This is a genomic window from Hymenobacter sp. PAMC 26628 (assembly GCF_001562275.1).
Lineage (GTDB): Bacteria > Bacteroidota > Bacteroidia > Cytophagales > Hymenobacteraceae > Hymenobacter.
Genome location: NZ_CP014304.1, coordinates 3648186 through 3667612 on the forward strand (window position 1 = coordinate 3648186; position 19427 = coordinate 3667612).

The following is a 19427-nucleotide window of genomic DNA, read 5'->3' on the forward strand; positions in this document are numbered from 1 at the left end:
GCCGCCCAGCCCAATAGAAGCCAAACGGGGCCGCAAAGTTACGCAACAACCTCGTGGGCAGGCCGGGTTGACACACCAATTTCTGGTTTAACATCCAATCGTCCCACTGCCAACAACCCGAGGAATTGCAACCCAAACAGCACAGTAGCCAGCGTGAGGTGCACTGGTTGCACCGCCGGTGATAGGGCCCCATACGCCAGCACTAAGCCGGCCAGCAGCTCCAGTAGCAGTAAAGCCACCATGCCCTGCGCCAGCCGCCGCAAATAGGGCCCCAGCGACCACAGCTCATAGACCATGTACAGCACCAGTACTACCACTGCTGCCGAGAATGCCCGGTGCACAGTAAAGCTGATGCCCAACTGGGCAACCCAACCGGCACGGTTAGCATAGTTGGCCGCTGCCGACACTATATCTACCCGCTCGCGCACTTGGGTCCCCAACACAATTTGCCCAAACGTGACCAACAGCCCTACCCACAGTACAGCCTGTAAGCCACTATTCGAGGCTGTTTGAGGGCGAATATCAACCGATGGTTTGTCTTGCATTTGAGCCCGATCCACGGCATATAGTAACATAGCAACAATTAGCAGAGCCAGCCCCATGTGAACCGTCACCATAACCGGCAAGAGATTGGTTGACACTACCAACGAACCCAACCAGCCTTGCACGCCAGTCAGTAGCCAAGCTCCCACAGTCAGCCAAAACACTGGAGGATTGCGTCGCCGGTATGACCAAGCAAATACAACCGTCAAAAACACGAATACGCCGATAAGGGCCCCAAGAAGGCGGTTTACGTACTCAATCCAAGTTTTGACGGGATTAAAATCAGTTTCGATGTACTGCGTAGGATGGGCGAAAATGCTACCCGCTACCTGAGCGAATCCCAACCGTTGCAGCGTAAGGGCAAGCTTTTGGTTCTTAGCTACGCGCTGGGCAGTGTACACTTCCTTGTAATTAGCGGGCAGTTGACTGATGTTAGTAGGCGGCACCCAAGTACCAAAACACTTGGGCCAATCAGGACACCCCATACCCGACCCAGTGCTTCGAACTATCCCTCCCACTAGAATTAATAAATAGATTGCTACCACAGTAAGCAACCCGACGAAGCGGAATCGTCGGTAAGCAACGTTTTGCATGAGTAGTAAATATTTGAATGACAGTCGCAAAGCGCTTTACGTAGCGCGCTGCACCACAAAAAAAGCGGGCCGCCGATCAGGCGGCCCGCTCAGGACTTCGATTCATATCCCCAACTAGTCAGCCAACTCCTGCTCGTAAGGCAAGTTAGAAGATTGCGTCTGAGAATAAGGAATGTTTTGCGGAATGAAGTCAGCCTCCGAACCTGGCTTGCTATAGTCGTAGGGCCAGCGATAAACAGCAGGGATCTCACCTGGCCAGTTGCCATGACCCGGCACAATGGGGGTTGTCCACTCCAAAGTGTTTGAGTTCCAAGGATTCTGAGTGGCACGACGACCGCGGAAAATGCTATAGAAGAAGTTGACGATGAAGATGAATTGGGCAGCAAAAGCAGTGATGGCCGCAACCGAGATGAACTTGTTCAAGTCAGCAAACTGCGAGAAAGAATCAAAGCCAGTCCATGCATAGTAACGACGTGGGAAGCCAGCAATACCTATGTAATGCATGGGTAGGAATACTAAGTAAACCCCCGCAAATGTTAGCCAAAAGTGGATGTAACCGAGTTTTTCATCCATCATGCGCCCGAACATTTTCGGGAACCAATGATAAACACCAGCAAACAAGCCAAAGAATGCAGCTGAACCCATTACCAAGTGAAAGTGTGCAACTACAAAATAGGTATTATGCATCTGGATATCCAAAGTAGCATTACCTAGAATAATACCCGTAAGGCCGCCCGAGATGAAGAGCGATACAAAACCAATGCTGAACATCATGGCAGTGGTAAAGCGAATATTACCGCGCCACAGCGTCGCCAACCAGTTGAAGACTTTCACGCCCGAGGGAACCGCAATGATCAGCGTCAGGAACATGAATACCGAACCCAAGAAGGGATTCATCCCGGTTACGAACATATGGTGAGCCCATACAACGAAAGACAACAGCGAAATACCGATCAGTGAGCCAATCATGGCACGGTACCCAAAAATTGGCTTACGAGCGTTAGTAGCCAATACTTCCGATACCATACCCATCGCTGGCATAATTACGATGTATACTTCTGGGTGCCCAAGGAACCAGAACAAGTGCTGAAACAACACTGGCGAACCACCCTGATTAGGGAGCGCCTGTCCAGCAATGTATATGTCCGAAAGGAAAAAAGAAGTACCAAAAGAGCGGTCAAATACCAGAAGCAAAGCTGCCGAGAAGAGCACGGGGAAAGATAGAATACCAAGGATAGCCGTCAAAAAGAAGGCCCATATGGTGAGCGGCAGCTTGCTCATACTCATACCACGTGTCCGAAGGTTAATGACAGTGGTGACATAGTTAACGCCTCCCAAAAGCTGCGACACGATGAAAAACACCATACTTACCAACCACATTGTCATGCCCATGCCTGAACCTGGAATTGCCTGCGGCAGCGCTGAAAGCGGAGGGTAAATCGTCCAGCCCGAAGCAGCAGGACCCGTCTCCAGAAACAGCGAGAAGAACATGATCAGGCTCGACAGGAAGAAGAACCAGTATGAGAGCATGTTCATGAAACCCGATGCCATGTCCCGGGCCCCCACTTGTAGCGGGATTAGAAAGTTGGAAAAGGTCCCACTAAGCCCGGCAGTGAGCACGAAGAATACCATGATGGTACCGTGCATCGTCACCAACGCAAGGTAGAACTCAGGGTTGAGTTTACCTCCCTCTACCCATTTGCCAAGTATAGGAGTGAGCCACTCCATGGTCCCCTCCGGCCAGCCCAATTGCAGGCGGAAAAGACTAGACAAAGTCCCACCGATGATGGCCCAAAATATTCCTGTAATGAGAAACTGCTTACCAATAACTTTATGGTCTTGGCTGAACACGTATTTCCACAACCAATGTTGGTCGTGATGCTCATGCTCGTCGTGGGCATCGCCGTGCTCCGTGTGCGCTACGGGGGCAGTGCCTATACCACCAGCCGTCTGAACCCCGGCCGACAAATTTGGCTTGGCTGACATATCTGACATATCGAAAGGCTTTTGGTTAAGATTTAGAACGAGGCGTTAGCTAAGGGAACCGGTGTCACCTCTTTTGATTCAGAAGGTGCCGTTGGCTTTGCTATGTCTTGGATAGCTTTCTTTTTGAAAGAAGCAACCAAGTCAGGGTTTTGTGATGCAAATGATTTTTGCGAAGCAAACCAATTCTGGTAGTCGTCCGGTTCATCTACGATGATAGTTGCCTTCATCGCATAATGGCTTTTACCACATACCTGGTTGCACGCTAGTTCATAATTAAACTTCGGGTTGCCCAACTTGGCGCGCATCTCGTCAGTAGATGTTGTTGGAGTAAACCAAAAACGGGTAGGCATTCCCGGTACTGCATACATCTGAACCCGAAAGTTTGGCATGTATACAGCATGCAGAACATCGCGCGAACGGATCTTAAATAGAACAGGATGGCCCTTTGGTACGTGGATCTCGTTCACTGTAAAATCATCCTGCGACGCTTGATCATTAAGATCAATACCGAAGTCGTTAGTAGCATCGATCAGGCGGTAGTTAATAACACCCAGTTTCAGATCTCGACCAGGATAACGCACCAGCCAGTTAAATTGCTTACCCATCAACTCTACTACTACAGAGTCTTTAGGGGCGGGGCCCGTAATACGAGTCCATGCCTTCCAACCAGCGAAGATGAGCGAAGCCATCACGATAGCCGGAATAATCGTCCAGATTACTTCAATCTTGTTATTATGCGAAAAAAAGTAAGCCCGACGGCCTTCTTTGTGTTGATACTTGTAAGCATACACAAACAATAATGTTTGTGTGATTGCAAAAGCAACACCAATTACCCCCATTGTAGTCCAGAACATCGTTTCCATGTGATGACCATGAACTGATGCAATCGGGGGGTTCATTTTGCTGTAGTTCTCAACAAAAGAATAGGCGAACCATCCGCCACCACCAACCAAAAACACAAGCATCAGCACAGCATTTACACTGTTGCTCATACCTATATCACGAGTGAATGATCCAGAAAAAATGGAAGACAGGATCTGGAGACGGAACAGCAGGCCGAATACGACTAGCAGAAGTACCAGAACCGCTATAATGGTAAGAGCAGACATTGTGATTTATTTGGTAGCCAGCAGAAAATAGCTAGTAGGTGCCTTAATAACAGATCTGACCGGCTTAAGTTATACACCGAGACCATTAATGTAAGTGGGCCGCTATCTAGGTGGTGTGGTGAACGCTTTCATCAACAAAAGGATGGTTGACTGGGATCAACGACGCTTCTGACAATCGACGCGTCAGCAACAGAAGGAACGCGCCTAAGAATATCGCCGCTACCCCAATCTCTATCAAGAACCCATTTTCACCTTTTAGAGTGCCCGGCATTAGCATCAAATAGAAGTCACCCCAATGACCGACAAGTATTGCAATGCAGACAATTTTAAGAATGATCATCTGCCGCTTAGCATCGCGGGTCATTAGTCCTAGAAAGGGGAAAACAAAATTGATGACTATGTTGAAAAAAAACAGACCTGTGTATTGCCCATTAAAGCCACCCAAGCGCTGGTTGAAGTACACAGCTTCTTCAGGCAAGTTTGCATACCATATCAGCATGAATTGTGAGAACCACACGTAGCACCAGAAAATGCTGAAGCCAAACATTAGCTTACCTAGGTCATGCAAATGGTTTGCGTTTAAAAAACGCAGGTAACCGTTCTGCTTCAAGAAAATGGCAGTCAACGTAATGCCGGCAATACCAGATACCCACCAAGAAGCAAATACATACCAGCCGAACATAGTGCTAAACCAGTGTACGTCAACTGACATAACCCAATCCCATGCTGACATTGAAGAAGTTACTGCGTAAAGCACTAAAAACAGCGCTGCAGTAGTGACACTAGTGTGAAAATATTGGGTACCACCATTTAAGTCTTCTTCAATCGAAAGCTTGCGCAACTTCCAGGAAAAAGTCCACCAAATGATCAAGTAAGACACCATCCGAATCAAATAGAATGGCAAGCTCAGGAATCCACCTTTTGCAGCAATAATAGCATCATAATTACGTGAACCTTTGCTCATTATACCATCATGCGTCCAGTGAAATATATCATGGCGCCCTACCAGGAACACTACAAGCATAATTACTGCGCCTGGTGCGATCCACACGCTAAAAGCTTCACTAATTCGCTTTACAATAACCGACCATCCAGCGTAAGCCACATAATTGATAGCCATAAAGACGGTACCAACAGCTGAGATGCCCAAGAAGAACAGATTACTGTGCCATAAGCTTACCAATAACCGCTTGAGCCAAATAGGGCTCCCCTCTTCGTGGGCCACCGCACCAACAGCTTCGTGAGCCTCTCCCCAGTGAAAAATGGCGGCAAGCAATCCTACCACCAGCAATACTACCCCGGCTAGGATTATGGTAAAAAATATTTTACGGGCGCCATCCGTAACGACGAGTTGCTCAGCCGTGGCGCTTTCTTGGTGCGTCAGAGTTGCCATAGTGCGTGCGAGATGTGTTATTTAGCAGAGCCGTTCTGGCCTTTAGTATTACCCTGACCGGGTGTTTCAGAACCAGTATTTGAACCAGCTTTGCTCGTAGGAGTCATTCCTGCCCCTGCTGCAGTAACTGTAGTATCACTAGCGGAGGACTTAGGGCCCTTGGCAATCATTTCAGTGAGTCCATCAGGGCCTTTACCCAACTCCAACGCTCTCACATACATTGCAATTTTCCAACGTTCTTCCGGATTTACCTGCGAACCGTGAGGCATCATTCGGTTACGACCCCACTGGATGACATGGTATATATGACCATCGTTCATCTTCGTGTACTGACCAGCCGCATAGTTTGGCACCCCTTTGAACTTTAGTCCAACAGGGCCCTGACCATTGCCTTGTTCGCCATGACAGTGCTGGCAGTAACGTGAATACAATAGCTTACCTTCTTCCAGGTTAGCTTTTGTATAAGCGAAAGGATTGCGCAACGTGCGTTCTGCAATGCCTACACTATCCTTGGGAATGTGGTCGTAATAATTAAGCTTGCCACGGGCTACAGTACCAGTAGCAGGAGTCCGCTCATTAATACCGAATGCATTAATGGTGTTATAACCCGTTTGGCGTAGTGGCTCATACGGAATGGACTCATACATTTCCGGGGCGTATTCTACCCCAGGGTTATCGGCTTGAGGAGTACAAGACGACGCCAGTCCCCCCAACGATAACAACAGCGCCGAAACGCGCAGACTCAAGTTCAGCGGATGCATCATTATTTCTTAGTCATTTCTTTCTGATTGACTTCAGATGCGCCGTTCTCGCGCAACAACTGAGTCAATTTTGGTAGAGCTGAGTTGTTTTCATCCAACTCGATAGCCATCACGAATTTGTCGTCCGTTGAGCGCACATCCATTACTGGCGTTTTGAAACGTGGGTACAGGCCGGTAATGGTATAGAATGTTATAACCATTCCGTGGCACGTGAAGAACACAGTTAGCTCAAAAGCAACGGGAATGAACGCGGGCAACGCAATGTGCGGTTTGCCACCGATAATCATTGGCCAGTCAAAACCCAGCGTATAGATCTGAAGCCAAAGGGCGAATGCCAGCCCACACATGCCATAAAAAAAAGCAGCGATAGGCAAACGTGAACGTTCAATCCCTAATGCGTCATCAATGCCGTGCACTGGATACGGAGAGAACACATCGTAAATCTTGACCCCTGCGCCACGCACATTGTCAATGGCGTGCAGGAGCATATCCTCGTCTTCGAAGACGCCGAGGGCGAAACGCTTAGTCATGCTTGTTGTAGGTTACAGGAGCCGAAGCAGGCACACCGGGAGTTGCTGAATGGGTAGTAGCCGGCACGTGATGGGCATGGTTACCGGAGTAAGTAGGACCGTTATCAACGGTGTACTTGAGGATAGTTTTAACCTCAGCCATGTTGATGACGGGGAAAAACTTAGCAAACAACAAAAAGAGCGTAAAGAATAGCCCCAATGTGCCTACATATACCCCAATGTCAATCATTGTAGGCGAGAACATAGCCCAACTCGAAGGCAGGTAGTCGCGGTGCAACGACGTAACGATAATTACGAAGCGCTCAAACCACATACCAATGTTCACAATGATAGACAGGATGAAAGTGAGAACAATGCTGTAGCGAACCCGCCGGAACCACACCAGTTGCGGTGTAATCACATTACAGGTCATCATAGAAGCATAAGCCCACCAGTAAGGGCCTGTAGCCCGGTTGATGAAAGCGTACTGTTCAAACTCTACTTGCGAATACCAAGCAATAAAGAACTCTGTAATATAGGCAACCCCTACAATGGAACCCGTCACCATCATGATTTTATTCATGAGAGCAATATGTTCGAGAGTAATATAGTCTTCAAGCTTGAATACGACGCGGGTAATGAGCATCAGCGTCAATACCATCGCAAACCCCGAGAAAATTGCGCCAGCAACGAAGTAAGGAGGGAAAATAGTGGTATGCCAGCCCGGTACAACCGACGTAGCAAAATCCATCGATACGATAGTGTGTACTGAAAGCACTAGTGGTGTAGATACACCAGCCAGAATCAACGATACCGTTTCGTAACGCGACCAAGCTTTGGCAGACCCAGTCCATCCGAAGCTCAACATGGAATAGCTGAATTTGGCAATAGGGCCCTTGGCACGGTCACGGATACTAGCGAAGTCAGGCACTAAGCCTGTGTACCAGAACACCAGAGATACAGTAAAGTAAGTCGAAATAGCAAACACGTCCCAAAGCAACGGAGAGTTAAAGTTTACCCATAAGGACCCCAACGTGTTTTGCAACGGGAACACATAGAAAGCCAACCAAGGACGGCCCATGTGTAGCACTGGGAACATGGCAGCGCAGATAACTGCGAAGATCGTCATAGCCTCTGCTGCCCGGTTGATGGACGACCGCCATTTTTGGCGAAACAACAGGAGCACTGCTGAGATGAGGGTGCCAGCGTGACCGATACCTACCCACCACACGAAGTTGGTGATGTCCCAAGCCCAACCGACGGTTTTGTTTAGGCCCCACTCCCCAATGCCGTACCACAAAGTGCGGTAAACAGAGTAGAAAAATATTCCCAGGAAAAATAAGGCCACACTCATAGCGCCAATCCAACGAATGTTGGGCTTGGCCTCTACCTGGTAGCAAATGTCCTGGGTTACGTCATGTAACGTTTTGCCCCCAGTGATGAGCGGCTCACGAATGGCTGATACGTGTTGCATAATGGGTATTGGGGGCTTAGGTGCGTAAAAACTAAGTACTCCGATGCAATTAAGCTTCTTCCTCCGGCCCGAACATTTCGGAAGCCGAATTGCGAATCTTCGTTAAATAAGTCACGTTCGGCTGCACATTGATGGAATCAAGCGAGTGGAAAGCCCGCTCACCATCTTCACGGCGCAACAACTGGCTGATACGGCTAGTGGTATCACGCATGTCACCAAACACGATGGCATCGGTAGGGCATGACTGTGCACAGGCCGATACAATTTCTCCGTCTTTAGGACGGCGCTTCTGCTTTTTAGCCTCCAGCTTACCCAGTTGGATACGCTGAATGCAGAAAGAGCATTTTTCCATTACGCCCCGGGCCCGTACTGTTACGTCAGGGTTGAGAACCATGCGGCCCAAGTCAGTAAACATGTGGCCATTTACAGTTTCGAATTTCTCATTAGAGTAATACGAAAACCAGTTGAAGCGACGCACTTTATACGGGCAGTTGTTCGCACAGTAACGCGTACCTACGCACCGGTTGTAAGTCATCTGGTTTAGACCTTCCGAGCTATGCGTGGTAGCCAACACTGGGCATACCGTTTCGCAAGGTGCGTGGTTACACTGCTGGCACATCATCGGTTGGAAGATTACCTGCGGGTTATCCGAAGGATCTTCCATAGCGCTGTACGTCGACAGTTTGCCTTTTGTATCAAACTCACTTTTGTGGTGGTCCGACGAGTAGTAACGGTCGATACGCATCCAGTGCATCTCGCGGCGGTTGATAACCTGCTGTTTGCCTACTACTGCAATGTTGTTCTCCGTTTGGCACCCCAACACGCATGAGCCGCAGCCTATGCATGAGTTGAGGTCAATGGCCATGCCCCAGTGGTGGTTGTTATACTGATAGTCTTGCCATAACGACACCTTGTTGGGCTTTTCAAGTCCATCAGGGGTAGCAACTTTTTCGTATTCAGTTACCTCTTTAGGGTTTTCCTTATACTTAGCTAGCGTATTTTCCTGTACCACCGAGCGGCGGTCCATGATGGTGTGGTGGGTCTGGGTCTGAGCAATAGGTGACTTAGCCGACGTCTTTTCCAGCGTTACGGCCGTGGCATACATGATACCATTGGGCGTTGCCACCAGCAAAGGCGCTGCGTTAGCACCTACTCCGTCACCGGCTTTACCACTTAAAACACGGCCATAACCTAGTGCTATACTAACGGTGCCTACTGCTTGGCCAGGTTGTACAAGCACCGGCAATTCAATCGGAGCTACGTTGAGAGCCGTGATCTTGATAACGTCACCCTGCTCCCACTTGTTGGCTACTGCCATGGCACGCGGCACAGCAAGGTAGTTACCCCATGTAGCTTTAGAAACCGGGTCAGGCAACTCTTGTAGGAAAGGATTATTGGCACCTGAACCGCTGGCAGGCAAACCAACTTTTTCGTAGAGCGAAACTTCTATTAGATTAGCAGCAGGTTTGGGGGCCCCAGTGATACGAGTTACTGCTTCGCTAGCGCTCAATGCTGCCGTAGCCATTGCTGGAGCAACAGGTAGTCCCGAACCGGTAGCTACACCATCGTGAACAGCCTTATCCCAGGCGGCGTTGAAATTGCTATTGCCTAAAACCTCACGCCAGTTATTGCGCAAGAAGCTATAGTATGTCTCATTATTACCAGCCCAGCGCAACAAGCTCTCTTGGGCTTGGCGGGTGGCAAAAATTGGGGTAATAGCTGGCTGCGACAGGCTCAGAAAACCGCGCTTCGGCTCAAAGTCATTCCACGACTCCAGCCAGTGGTGATCAGGAGTAGCATATTCGCATAGGCCACCAGTCTCATCAAGCCGGTCGTTGAACGAAATGCTCAACGGCACCTTGGTAATGCCCGACTTGACTTGGGCAGACAGCGGGTGATTATACACCGGGTTAGCGTTGTAGAAGATCACTGCGCCTACTGTGCCGGCGTTCATCTCTTTCACTAATGCGGCCATCCGGGCATCGTCGCCTTGGCGCACATTACTAGGGGCAGTTAGGTCCACCGTGGTGCCTACGTTACCCAAGCTCTGGTTCAGTGCAGTTACCAGCGTTTGAACGGCTGGGTCATTCGATCCTGAGACGACGAGACTAGTGCCCCGATTTGCTTTCAATTCGGCTGCTGCTTTAGCGATTTGCGGGGCCACTCGCGTGTTGCTGAAAGCAGGTGTACTTCCGCCGCCCACCACTGCATTATACAGCGCAACAGCTACAGTGCCCCACTCTGATGGCTTAACTGACTCGCGCACATCAGCGTTAGAGCCAGTGAGCGACATAGCGGTTTCAAACTGGAAATGGCGCGACATAGAACGCTTGTCGCTGCTCACCTTACGGTTTTTAACGTACTGCTTGGCAAACTCAACTGGCGAGATCCAAGTACCGAGGAAGTCAGCACCAATGCTTACAATGACATTAGCACGGCTAAAGTCATAGCCTGGTAGCACGCCATTGTTTGCCTGAAGCAAGCCACTGGCCGACTGCGCATCGTACATGACGTGCTCAGTAGTACGGTAGCGGGCAGCAAAGGCAGCAATAGCCTTCTTGGTGCTTGGGCTAATAATGGTAGGCGAAACGATAGCAATTTTGCCCGTCGTTGCAGCTAGTTTAGACTGAATCTGACGATCTACTTCGGCAGTTTCAGTGCGTTGGCCTTTGACAGCAAAATGCTGTAAACGGCCACTGTCGTACAAGTCAAGCACCGCGGCTTGAGCCCGGGCAGAAAGTCCGCCCCGAGTAATGGGCGACTCCGGGTTGCCTTCTAACTTAATGGGACGGCCGTCGCGGTTTTTCACCAGCACGGCATTGTAATCAGAGCCTGTAAAGTACGTCGAAGCGTAAAAGTTGGAGATGGTAGGATCTACCTCCTCGGGCTTGTTTAGGTAAGGAATGGCTTTGTGCACCGGAGTCTCGCACGAGGCTAGCGCAACGGCGCCTACCCCAAAACCCATCAGCTTCAGAAAGTCACGGCGAGGAGCCGACGTGGCATCCTTGCTCTCATGGCTCTCTTTAACCGGCAGGAACTCGGCAAATGCCGTGCTCATGAATTCCGGAGTGCTTTCTAGTTCCTCAATTCCTTTCCAGTACTTCATTTTCGGGGACTTAGAGACTCTATGTCTTAGGGGCCGTAAGCCAGCTAAGCCAAGAGCTACTTAATTTTTTAAGCGGAATTTTCTGTTGAGCAGCTAACGGTTCTGCAATTCTATATAACAAGCATTAGAAATCGCAGAGCCTCCTCAACTGGTTAGTAGTGGCACTTCGAGCACTCGGTACCGCCGTTCGACGATACGGTGAAGGGGGCCCCGGCATTTTTGGTATCGTGGAGCTTTACCAAGTTGTCGTAGTAAGCGTTACCCTTGGTATTGAGCGGTGATTCGCGGTGGCAGTTGATGCACCAGCCCATGGTCAGGGCCGAATACTGGTACACCACTTCCATGTTCTGGATCGGACCGTGGCAAGTTTGGCACTGAAGACCAGCCACTTGGGTATGTTGTGAGTGGTTGAAGTAGGCCAAGTCGGGCAGGTTGTGGATACGGACCCACTGCACTGGCTGCTTACGCTCAATGGCGCGGTAAATCTTCTTGATTTCAGGTGACTCTGTTTTAATCTGCGAGTGGCAGTTCATGCAGATATTGGCAGAAGGGATGTTGGCCGATTTGCCTTTGTACACAGATGTGTGGCAATAGGCACAGTTGATCTGATGTTCCCCAGCGTGCAACTTGTGTGAGAAGGCAATGGGCTGAGTCGGCTGGTAACCTTGGGTTAGGCCCACAGCCATCACGCTTTGCACCCCTTCGTACAATAAAACCAAGGCAAATACGACACCGACAATGCCGCGCAGTACCGGCGAACGGTAAAACTTACCCCAATCAAAACGCTGCTCCAAAATCTCGGTGTCGCGGCCGTCAAGGTCCTTGCGGCCCCGCAACACATCCTTCATCAGGTTACCGATGATGATCAGCGTTACCACCATCACGATCAACACTACTACTAGCGCGATAAGCAAGATATCAACGTATTTGCCAGCCCCAGTACCAGTATCAGCACCACCTGCCGCGGCTCCATCAGCTGCACCAGCATTCTGTACAGTAGCTCCACCCGTTACTGCTGTAGCAGGTTGGCCTTCTTGCGAAGTGATGTAAGCAACAATCGAAGTGATTTCTTTATCCGACAGCCCGAAGCTGGGCATTTGCTGCTTCTGGAACTTGTTGTAGAGGGCTACAGCGTACTCGTCGCCGCTGGCAACTACTTTGGCCGAATTCTTGATCCACGGAATGATCCATGTGATGGGACGACGCTTGCTAATGCCTCCAAGTGCGGGGCCCACCACCTGCTCATTCACGGCGTGGCACTGGGTACAGTTGGCTTTAAACAAGGCATCACCCGCCTGAACAGCGGCAGCATCAGCCCCACCCGCGGCAGGGGCGGCCGCGGTAGCAGGCGTAGCACCGGCAGTAGCGCCGGGCGTGACACCTGCTTTGCTCACAGTGGCAGTGCTAGCACTTGCATCTTGAGCCGTGGCCTGCTGGGCCCCGGCAAACGTGAGCAGTAGCGCCAGCAATAAGTGAGATAACGAACTGAGTCGGTTGCTATTCATACAAAAATAAGCAGAAATAACGAAATGCCGAAGCATTTCAGGGCCACAAAGGTAGGATACGATTCGCGGGCAGCAAAAGCTAACAGGGGTTTTATAGGCTTAGAAACGGTTGCGGAATACTATTTGGAATATAGCTAAATAAGAAAAATCGTCTTATTTAAATACCAATTATTTAATCTCACTAACCCATTAACTCAACAGTTGGGGCCCCTTGGGGTAGGCGCCAGCCGGTAGCTGTCTGCCTTATCTTGGACAAATTTGTGAGGCAACTTGTTCATGATTTTAGCTAATAAATGACCCTAGTGGGGAAAAGCCAGTAACAGCTTGGCTTTCTGTCGCAGAATCAGTACCTTTGCGCCCCAATCAAATTTTTTTCACCAAATTCACCCCGTCGTAATGGAAGTAAGAAATTACGAGACGGTCTTCATCGTAACCCCCGTATTGAACGAGGGCCAGGTGCAAGAGACGGTCGAGAAGTTCACCCAGGTGCTTAAGGAAAATAGCGCCGACATTTTGTCCACCGAAGCCTGGGGCCTGCGCAAGCTAGCCTACCCCATACAGAAGAAAACTACCGGTTATTACTTCTGCTTGGAGTTCACGGGTTCGGGCAACATCGTTGATCTGCTGGAGCTGGCTTACCGCCGCGACGAGCGCATCATCCGTTTCTTGACCACGGTGCTCGATAAGCACGCTGTGGACTACAACCGCCGCCGCCGCAACGGTGAGATGAACCAGCAAAAGGCTGCGAAAGAAACCGAAGCCGTAGCCCAATAACTTTAGAAGAGATATGGCAACGCCCTCGAATAACCGCAACAACGACCGCTCGGCTATGAACAAGCCAGTGGACACACGTAAGAAATACTGCCGCTTTAAGAAGAACGGCATTAAGTACGTGGATTACAAAGACCCGAACTTTCTGCTGAAGTTTGTGAACGAGCAGGGCCGCGTATTGCCCCGCCGTCTCACGGGCACCAGCCTTAAGTTCCAGCGCAAGGTGACCCAGGCCGTAGCTAAGGCCCGCCACTTGGCCCTGATGCCTTACATCGCCGATGCCCTGAAATAAATTATGAGTTATAAACTATGGGTTAGCAGCCGCTACTGTAGCGGCTAGTAAGACATCGTGCAAAACTCAAAACTCATAATTAAAATAAGACATGGAAATCATCCTCAAAGACGACGTTAAGGGCCTCGGCTACAAGAACGACATCGTGACCGTGAAGTCGGGCTATGGCCGCAACTTCCTGTTGCCGCAGGGCATGGCCATATTGGCTGACAAAACGAACAAAAAGATTACGGCTGAGAACGTGCGCCAAGCGGCTCACAAAGCCGATAAAGTGAAGGGCGATGCCCAGGCCGTAGCCGACCAGATTGGCGGCATGGTGTTGGACATCCCAGCCAAAGTGGGCGAAAGCGGCAAAATCTTTGGCCGTGTCACCACGTTGCAGTTGGCCGAAGCTTTAAAAGCTAAAGGCATCGACGTGGACCGCAAGCGTCTGTCGTTCGACCAGGAGCCTTCGGCGGCTGGCGACTATACCGCTACTTTGAGCCTACACAAAGAAGTGAAGCACACCGTGAACTTCCGCGTAGTAGCCGAGTAACCTACCTGGGCTTTGCTCTGTTTAAAAAGGCCCTGCCGTGACGGCGGGGCCTTTTGCTTTTTAATGCTGCGGGGCGGCTATTTTTGCCACAATGTTTAGAACTGAACTGATACTTGCGCCCGTGGCGCAACAGCTGCCGCCGTCGGCGCGGGTGCTCACGCTGGGCTCCTGCTTTGCCGATAGCATTGGCGCACGCTTGGCCGCGCACAAAGTGAACGTGGTAGTAAATCCTTTCGGCACGGTGTTCCAGCCCTTGGCGTTGGGCCAACTGTTACGGGCGGCGCTGGGCGAAGATGTAGACTGGCAGCAGCACTTGGTGGAAGCCCGGGGCCGCTGGCAGAGCTACGACCTGCACGGCAGCCAAGGGGCCCCCACGCCGGTAGAGCTGCTACACGACATCCAGCAGACGGTGCGCCGCACGGGCGAATTCCTGCGCGGGGCCGATGCGGTGCTGCTTACGCTGGGCACAGCCTGGGCCTACCGCCTGCGCGAAACCGGCGAATTGGTGAGCAACTGCCACAAGATGCCCGCTGAGTTGTTTGAGAAAGAGCTGCTCACGCCCGACGATATCATCAACGGGCTGGCTGAAACCCACGCTTACCTGCGGCGCATCAACCCCAAGCTGCGCATCATTTTGACGGTGAGCCCAGTGCGCCACTTGCGCGATACTTTGCCGCTGAATGCGGTGAGCAAATCGGTACTGCGCGTGGCCTGCCACTACCTCAGCGAGCTGTTGCCCGAAGTGAGCTATTTCCCGGCTTACGAGCTACTGACGGATGACTTACGCGACTACCGGTTTTATGCCGCCGATATGCTGCATCCGTCAGAAGTAGCAGAAGACTACGTATGGGAAAAGTTTGCCCGCACATATTTCGACGCCGATTTTGGTCGGTTCCGCAAGGAGTGGGCCGGGTTGAGCCAAGCCTTGGGCCACCGGCCCCTGAACGCAGCCGCGCCCGAGCACCGGCAATTTCTGGTGGCCACCCGCGAGCGGCTGGAGCGCCTGAGCCGCCAGCGCGTGAACGTGGCCGCCGAGCTGCGCGAAATAGACGAGCGGCTGGCTACATTGCCCGTACCCGCCGACGTGGTAGCGCCCGAGCCGGCGCCTGACGGAGAAGAGCGGGTGGACGTTGGCAGTGCTGAAGTGGTGGAGGCGTCTGCCTCAACGGCGGAAGCTAGCGCGGATGGGGCCCCTGCAATGAACAATGAGCGGCCCGCACGTTTGTCGCCGGAGGAGTTCCGAGCGCAGCGCGCGGCGCGCAACAACCGGCCGGATCGAGGCCGGCGTGAGGACCGCAACGTGGAGTCGAACTCCGAGCAACCCGTTGCCGACGCTGCCACAACAGCCAATGCTGTGGCATCTGCTGGCCTAGCTGCGCCTATTGAAGCGTTTGACGACAATACTGTTGCGATTTCGCCCACTGTTGACGGTGAAGAATTGGACCCAGCGAAGAAGAAGAAGCGCCGTTCGCGGGGCGGTGCTAAGCGCACGGCCCGCAAAAACGCCGCGAAGCTGGCTGCTGGTGGGGGCGATGAAGCATTTACCCCTGCCGAGCCGGACGCAACGGCCGAGGGGGCCCCGGCGTTACCGCGCAACCCGCAGCCGGAAGCTCGCAAGTCGAGCGTCATCACCAAATCGGTGCCCGTGAAGCGCGGCGGCCGTGGGCGTGACCGTTCACAGAACGATGCGGCCTCGGTGGAAGAAACGGATGATGCATACACGCCGACTTCGACGGAAGCGGCGGTGGCCCCGCAATTGGATACCGCGCCGCAGGCGGACACCAACGAGCCAGTAGCACAGGCGGCTGCCGCGGCTACTGAGCCAACGGCTCCGGTGGATGACCGCTCGGGCAACCGGCGCAACCAGGGGCCCAAAGCCCGGCCTTTGTTTGCCACGCCGGCGCAAGGGGCCCCGGGCACTTCAGATGACTTAGAAGCAAACACTGCGGCCGCTGCAAGCCAGCCAGCACCGGCAGCAGCAGCAAAGAAGTCGAATCGCCGCCGGCCTTCGCTCATTACCGAGACGCCGCCTATGACGCCCATCGTGCCGATTCGGACCGAGGTGCGGACCGCTGGCGTGGCCGCTGGCCGCATGCGCGGCTCCGATGCTACGCTGATAGTCAACGTACCGGCCAAGAAAGCCGTGGCACCAAAAGCTGCCGTTTCAAAAGCTGCTGCGCCGAAGGCAGCTACTGCGCCGAAAGTTACTGACGCGCCAAAGGCTGCTACCCCGGAAAAGGCCGCACCAAAAGCTGCTAAGCCAGAGGCCCCAGCAGCAACTGCTGTGCCCGAAGTTGCGGTGGCAGCAGTTGTAACGGCCCCAGCCATCGTGCCCAGCAATCCTAAAGCAAAGGCCCCCAAAGCTGTTGCGCCGAAAGCTAAAGCACTGAAAACCGCTGCTCCTGAAGCCGCCACCTCAAAAGCTGCTGTACCGGAATCTGCGGCACCGGAAGCCGCCACCCCAAAAGCTACGGCCCCGGAAACCGTGGCACCGAAAGCCACTGCTTCAAAGGCTAAGGTACCAAAAGCGGCTGCGCCAAAAGCTGAAGCACCGAAAGCAAAGGCCCCCAAAGCCGCACCGAAAGCCAAGGCTGCTACTCCAGCCTCAGAAGCCCCGGCCCCCGCTGCGAAGCGCCCGGCCAAGTCCCGGGCAAAGAAGGCTGCTGCTTCGCCCGATTCGGCAGCCAATTCAGATTCCCCGGCTTAGCCGGCATTTATTCAAACCCGGCCTTGTTAGCCGGGTTTGTTGTTTAACCGCCGTGCTAGTTTTGCCCTGCCCATGCCCGAACACGCCCCTAACCGTCTGGCCCACGAAACCAGCCCTTATCTGCTCCAGCACGCCTACAACCCCGTGGACTGGTACCCGTGGGGCCCCGAGGCGCTGGCCCGCGCCCTGGCCGAGCAGAAGCCCATCCTGGTGAGCATTGGCTACGCGGCCTGCCACTGGTGCCACGTAATGGAGGGTGAATCGTTTGAGCACGAGGCGGTGGCGGCGGTGATGAACACACATTTTGTGTGCATAAAGGTGGACCGCGAGGAGCGGCCCGACGTGGACCAGGTGTACATGGACGCGCTCCACGCCATGGGCGTGCAGGGCGGCTGGCCGCTGAACGTGTTCCTGACGGCCGACGCCAAGCCGTTCTACGGCGGTACGTACTTCCCCCGGGCCAGCTGGACGCAGTTGCTCGCCAACATCGGCGAGGCCTACGCCGGCGCGCACCGCGACGAGCTGGAGCAATCGGCCGCCCGGTTTGTGGCCGCCATCGGGGCCAGCGAGCTGGAGAAATACGGCGCCACGGTGGGCGGTGGCGTGTCGGCCGACGAGTTCAAGCTGCTGCTGTACAACCTCGGGCTGAAATTTGACCGCGAGCGGGGCGGCACCGACCGGGCCCCAAAGTTCCCAATGCCCAGCATCTGGCGGTTTTTGCTGCGGGCCCACGCCGCCATGGGCAGCACGGAGGCGCTTAAGCAAGCTGTGCTCACGCTGCGCGAAATGGCCTGGGGCGGCATTTACGACCAAGCCCACGGCGGCTTCGCCCGCTACTCGGTGGACGGCGAGTGGCTGGCCCCGCACTTCGAGAAGATGCTGTACGACAACGGCCAGCTGGTGAGTCTCTACAGCGAAGCCTTCCAGTTGACCGGCGAGCCGCTGTTTCGCGGCGTGGTGTACGACACCGTGGAGTTTGTGCGCCTGGAGCTGACGAGCGAAGACGGTGGCTTTTTCTCGTCGCTCGATGCCGACAGCGAGGGCGAAGAGGGCAAGTTTTACGTCTTCACCAAAGACGAGCTGCGCGCAATTTTGGGCCCCGAAGAGCCGTTGTTTTCCGACTACTATAACTGCACCGCGGCGGGCAATTGGGAGCACGGCCGCAACATCCTGCACCGCCGCGAGTCTGACGCTGACTTTGCCATTCATCACCACCTCACGCCCGGGGCCCTGGCCGAAGCAGTGGCCGGCTGGAAGCAGAAAATAATGGCCGTGCGCGCCGGGCGGGTGCGCCCCGGCCTCGACGACAAAATCCTCACCGGCTGGAACGCCCTCATGCTGCAAGGCCTCACCGATGCCTACCGGGCGTTTGGCGAGCCCGAGTTTCTGGCCATGGCCGAGCGCAACGCAGCTTTCATTGAGCAAAACCTGCGCCGGGGGCCCCAGTTGTGGCGCACGTTTAAGGCCGGCACGGCGCACATCGACGGCTTTCTAGAAGACTACGCGCTGGTGATTCAGGCCTACGTCAACCTGTACGAGGTGACGTTTAATGAGCAATGGTTGCGCACGGCCGAAACCCTTATGCAGTACGTGCTGGACCAGTTTTTTGACCCCACCGAAACGCAGTTTTTCTACACCGATAGCAGTGCCGAGCCACTTATTGTTCGCAAGAAAGAGCTATTCGATAACGTGATTCCGGCCTCCAACTCGGTGATGGCGCACAACCTGCGCCGCCTGGGCCGCCACCTCGACCGGGCCGACTACGTGGACCTGGCCGCCGCCATGCTGGCCCAGGTGCGCGAATTGGTGGCCAAGGAGCCCCAGCACCTCGCCAACTGGGCGTCGCTGTACGCCGCACTGCTGCACCCGGGGCCTGAAATTGCCATCGTGGGCCACCGGGCCGATACCTTCCGCGCCGAGCTGAACCAGCAGTTTCTGTTCGACACGGTGCTGGCTGGGGGCCCCAAGATGGGCAAGCTGCCGCTGCTCCAGCACCGCCCGGCGCGGCCCGGCCACACCGACGTGTACGTGTGCCGCAACTACGCTTGCCAGGCGCCGGTACAAACCGTGGCCGACGCCCAAGCGGCACTATCTTTAGGGTAAGCTGTTACTTCTGGCACTGCGGAAACGTTGAGCGGCGCGC

At 53.4% G+C, this 19427-nt stretch carries 14 protein-coding genes; 5 read left to right on the top strand and 9 right to left on the bottom strand.

Annotation, left to right across the window (positions count from 1 at the left end; genetic code table 11):
• Window positions 1–38: 38 nt before the first annotated feature.
• From AXW84_RS15885 to AXW84_RS15920, 9 genes are all read right to left on the bottom strand, one after another.
• Window positions 39–1136: a COX15/CtaA family protein gene (locus tag AXW84_RS15885; protein ID WP_071891428.1), complete on the bottom strand. Its 1098-nt coding sequence runs from the start codon at window positions 1134–1136 to the stop codon at window positions 39–41.
• 114 nt (window positions 1137–1250) lie between these two features.
• A complete protein-coding gene (locus AXW84_RS15890) occupies window positions 1251–3131 on the bottom strand; it encodes a cytochrome c oxidase subunit I (protein ID WP_236943146.1) in 1881 nt (626 codons plus the stop codon).
• A 23-nt stretch (window positions 3132–3154) separates the two neighbouring features.
• Window positions 3155–4231, bottom strand: coding sequence for a cytochrome c oxidase subunit II (locus AXW84_RS15895; protein ID WP_068235324.1), 1077 nt, complete (start codon window positions 4229–4231; stop codon window positions 3155–3157).
• Between the two features lie 106 nt (window positions 4232–4337).
• Window positions 4338–5624 (bottom strand): quinol:cytochrome C oxidoreductase, encoded by a 1287-nt coding sequence (locus AXW84_RS15900; protein WP_068235327.1) that lies wholly within the window; start codon window positions 5622–5624, stop codon window positions 4338–4340.
• Between the two features lie 17 nt (window positions 5625–5641).
• Window positions 5642–6388 carry a c-type cytochrome gene (locus AXW84_RS23465; protein WP_071891431.1) on the bottom strand — a complete coding sequence of 249 codons (747 nt, stop codon included), beginning with the start codon at window positions 6386–6388 and terminating at the stop codon, window positions 5642–5644.
• The gene (locus AXW84_RS15905) at window positions 6388–6915 is read right to left on the bottom strand and encodes a DUF3341 domain-containing protein (protein WP_068235330.1); all 528 of its coding nucleotides are present in this window, start codon (window positions 6913–6915) and stop codon (window positions 6388–6390) included. Before AXW84_RS15905 ends, AXW84_RS23465 begins: the two co-directional genes overlap by 1 nt.
• Window positions 6908–8368, bottom strand: coding sequence for an NrfD/PsrC family molybdoenzyme membrane anchor subunit (gene nrfD / locus AXW84_RS15910; protein ID WP_082773938.1), 1461 nt, complete (start codon window positions 8366–8368; stop codon window positions 6908–6910). Before nrfD ends, AXW84_RS15905 begins: the two co-directional genes overlap by 8 nt.
• Before the next feature lie 49 nt (window positions 8369–8417).
• Complete coding sequence (locus AXW84_RS15915; protein ID WP_068235336.1) at window positions 8418–11474, bottom strand: TAT-variant-translocated molybdopterin oxidoreductase; 3057 nt, start codon at window positions 11472–11474, stop codon at window positions 8418–8420.
• 152 nt (window positions 11475–11626) lie between these two features.
• Window positions 11627–13015: a cytochrome c3 family protein gene (locus AXW84_RS15920; RefSeq protein ID WP_236943147.1), complete on the bottom strand. Its 1389-nt coding sequence runs from the start codon at window positions 13013–13015 to the stop codon at window positions 11627–11629.
• A 360-nt stretch (window positions 13016–13375) separates the two neighbouring features.
• Between AXW84_RS15920 and rpsF the strand changes: the two genes are divergently transcribed.
• The 5 genes from rpsF (at window position 13376) to AXW84_RS15945 (ending at window position 19387) form a co-directional block, all read left to right on the top strand.
• Complete coding sequence (gene rpsF / locus AXW84_RS15925; RefSeq protein ID WP_068235339.1) at window positions 13376–13753, top strand: 30S ribosomal protein S6; 378 nt, start codon at window positions 13376–13378, stop codon at window positions 13751–13753.
• 55 nt (window positions 13754–13808) lie between these two features.
• Window positions 13809–14042 carry a 30S ribosomal protein S18 gene (gene rpsR, locus AXW84_RS15930; RefSeq protein ID WP_068239553.1) on the top strand — a complete coding sequence of 78 codons (234 nt, stop codon included), beginning with the start codon at window positions 13809–13811 and terminating at the stop codon, window positions 14040–14042.
• Between the two features lie 91 nt (window positions 14043–14133).
• Window positions 14134–14577, top strand: coding sequence for a 50S ribosomal protein L9 (rplI, locus tag AXW84_RS15935; RefSeq protein WP_068235342.1), 444 nt, complete (start codon window positions 14134–14136; stop codon window positions 14575–14577).
• A 91-nt stretch (window positions 14578–14668) separates the two neighbouring features.
• Window positions 14669–17284, top strand: a complete 2616-nt coding sequence (locus tag AXW84_RS15940; RefSeq protein WP_082773940.1) for a GSCFA domain-containing protein — start codon at window positions 14669–14671, stop codon at window positions 17282–17284.
• A gap of 72 nt (window positions 17285–17356) precedes the next feature.
• Window positions 17357–19387 (top strand): thioredoxin domain-containing protein, encoded by a 2031-nt coding sequence (locus tag AXW84_RS15945; protein ID WP_068235349.1) that lies wholly within the window; start codon window positions 17357–17359, stop codon window positions 19385–19387.
• The last annotated feature ends 40 nt before the right edge of the window (window positions 19388–19427 follow it).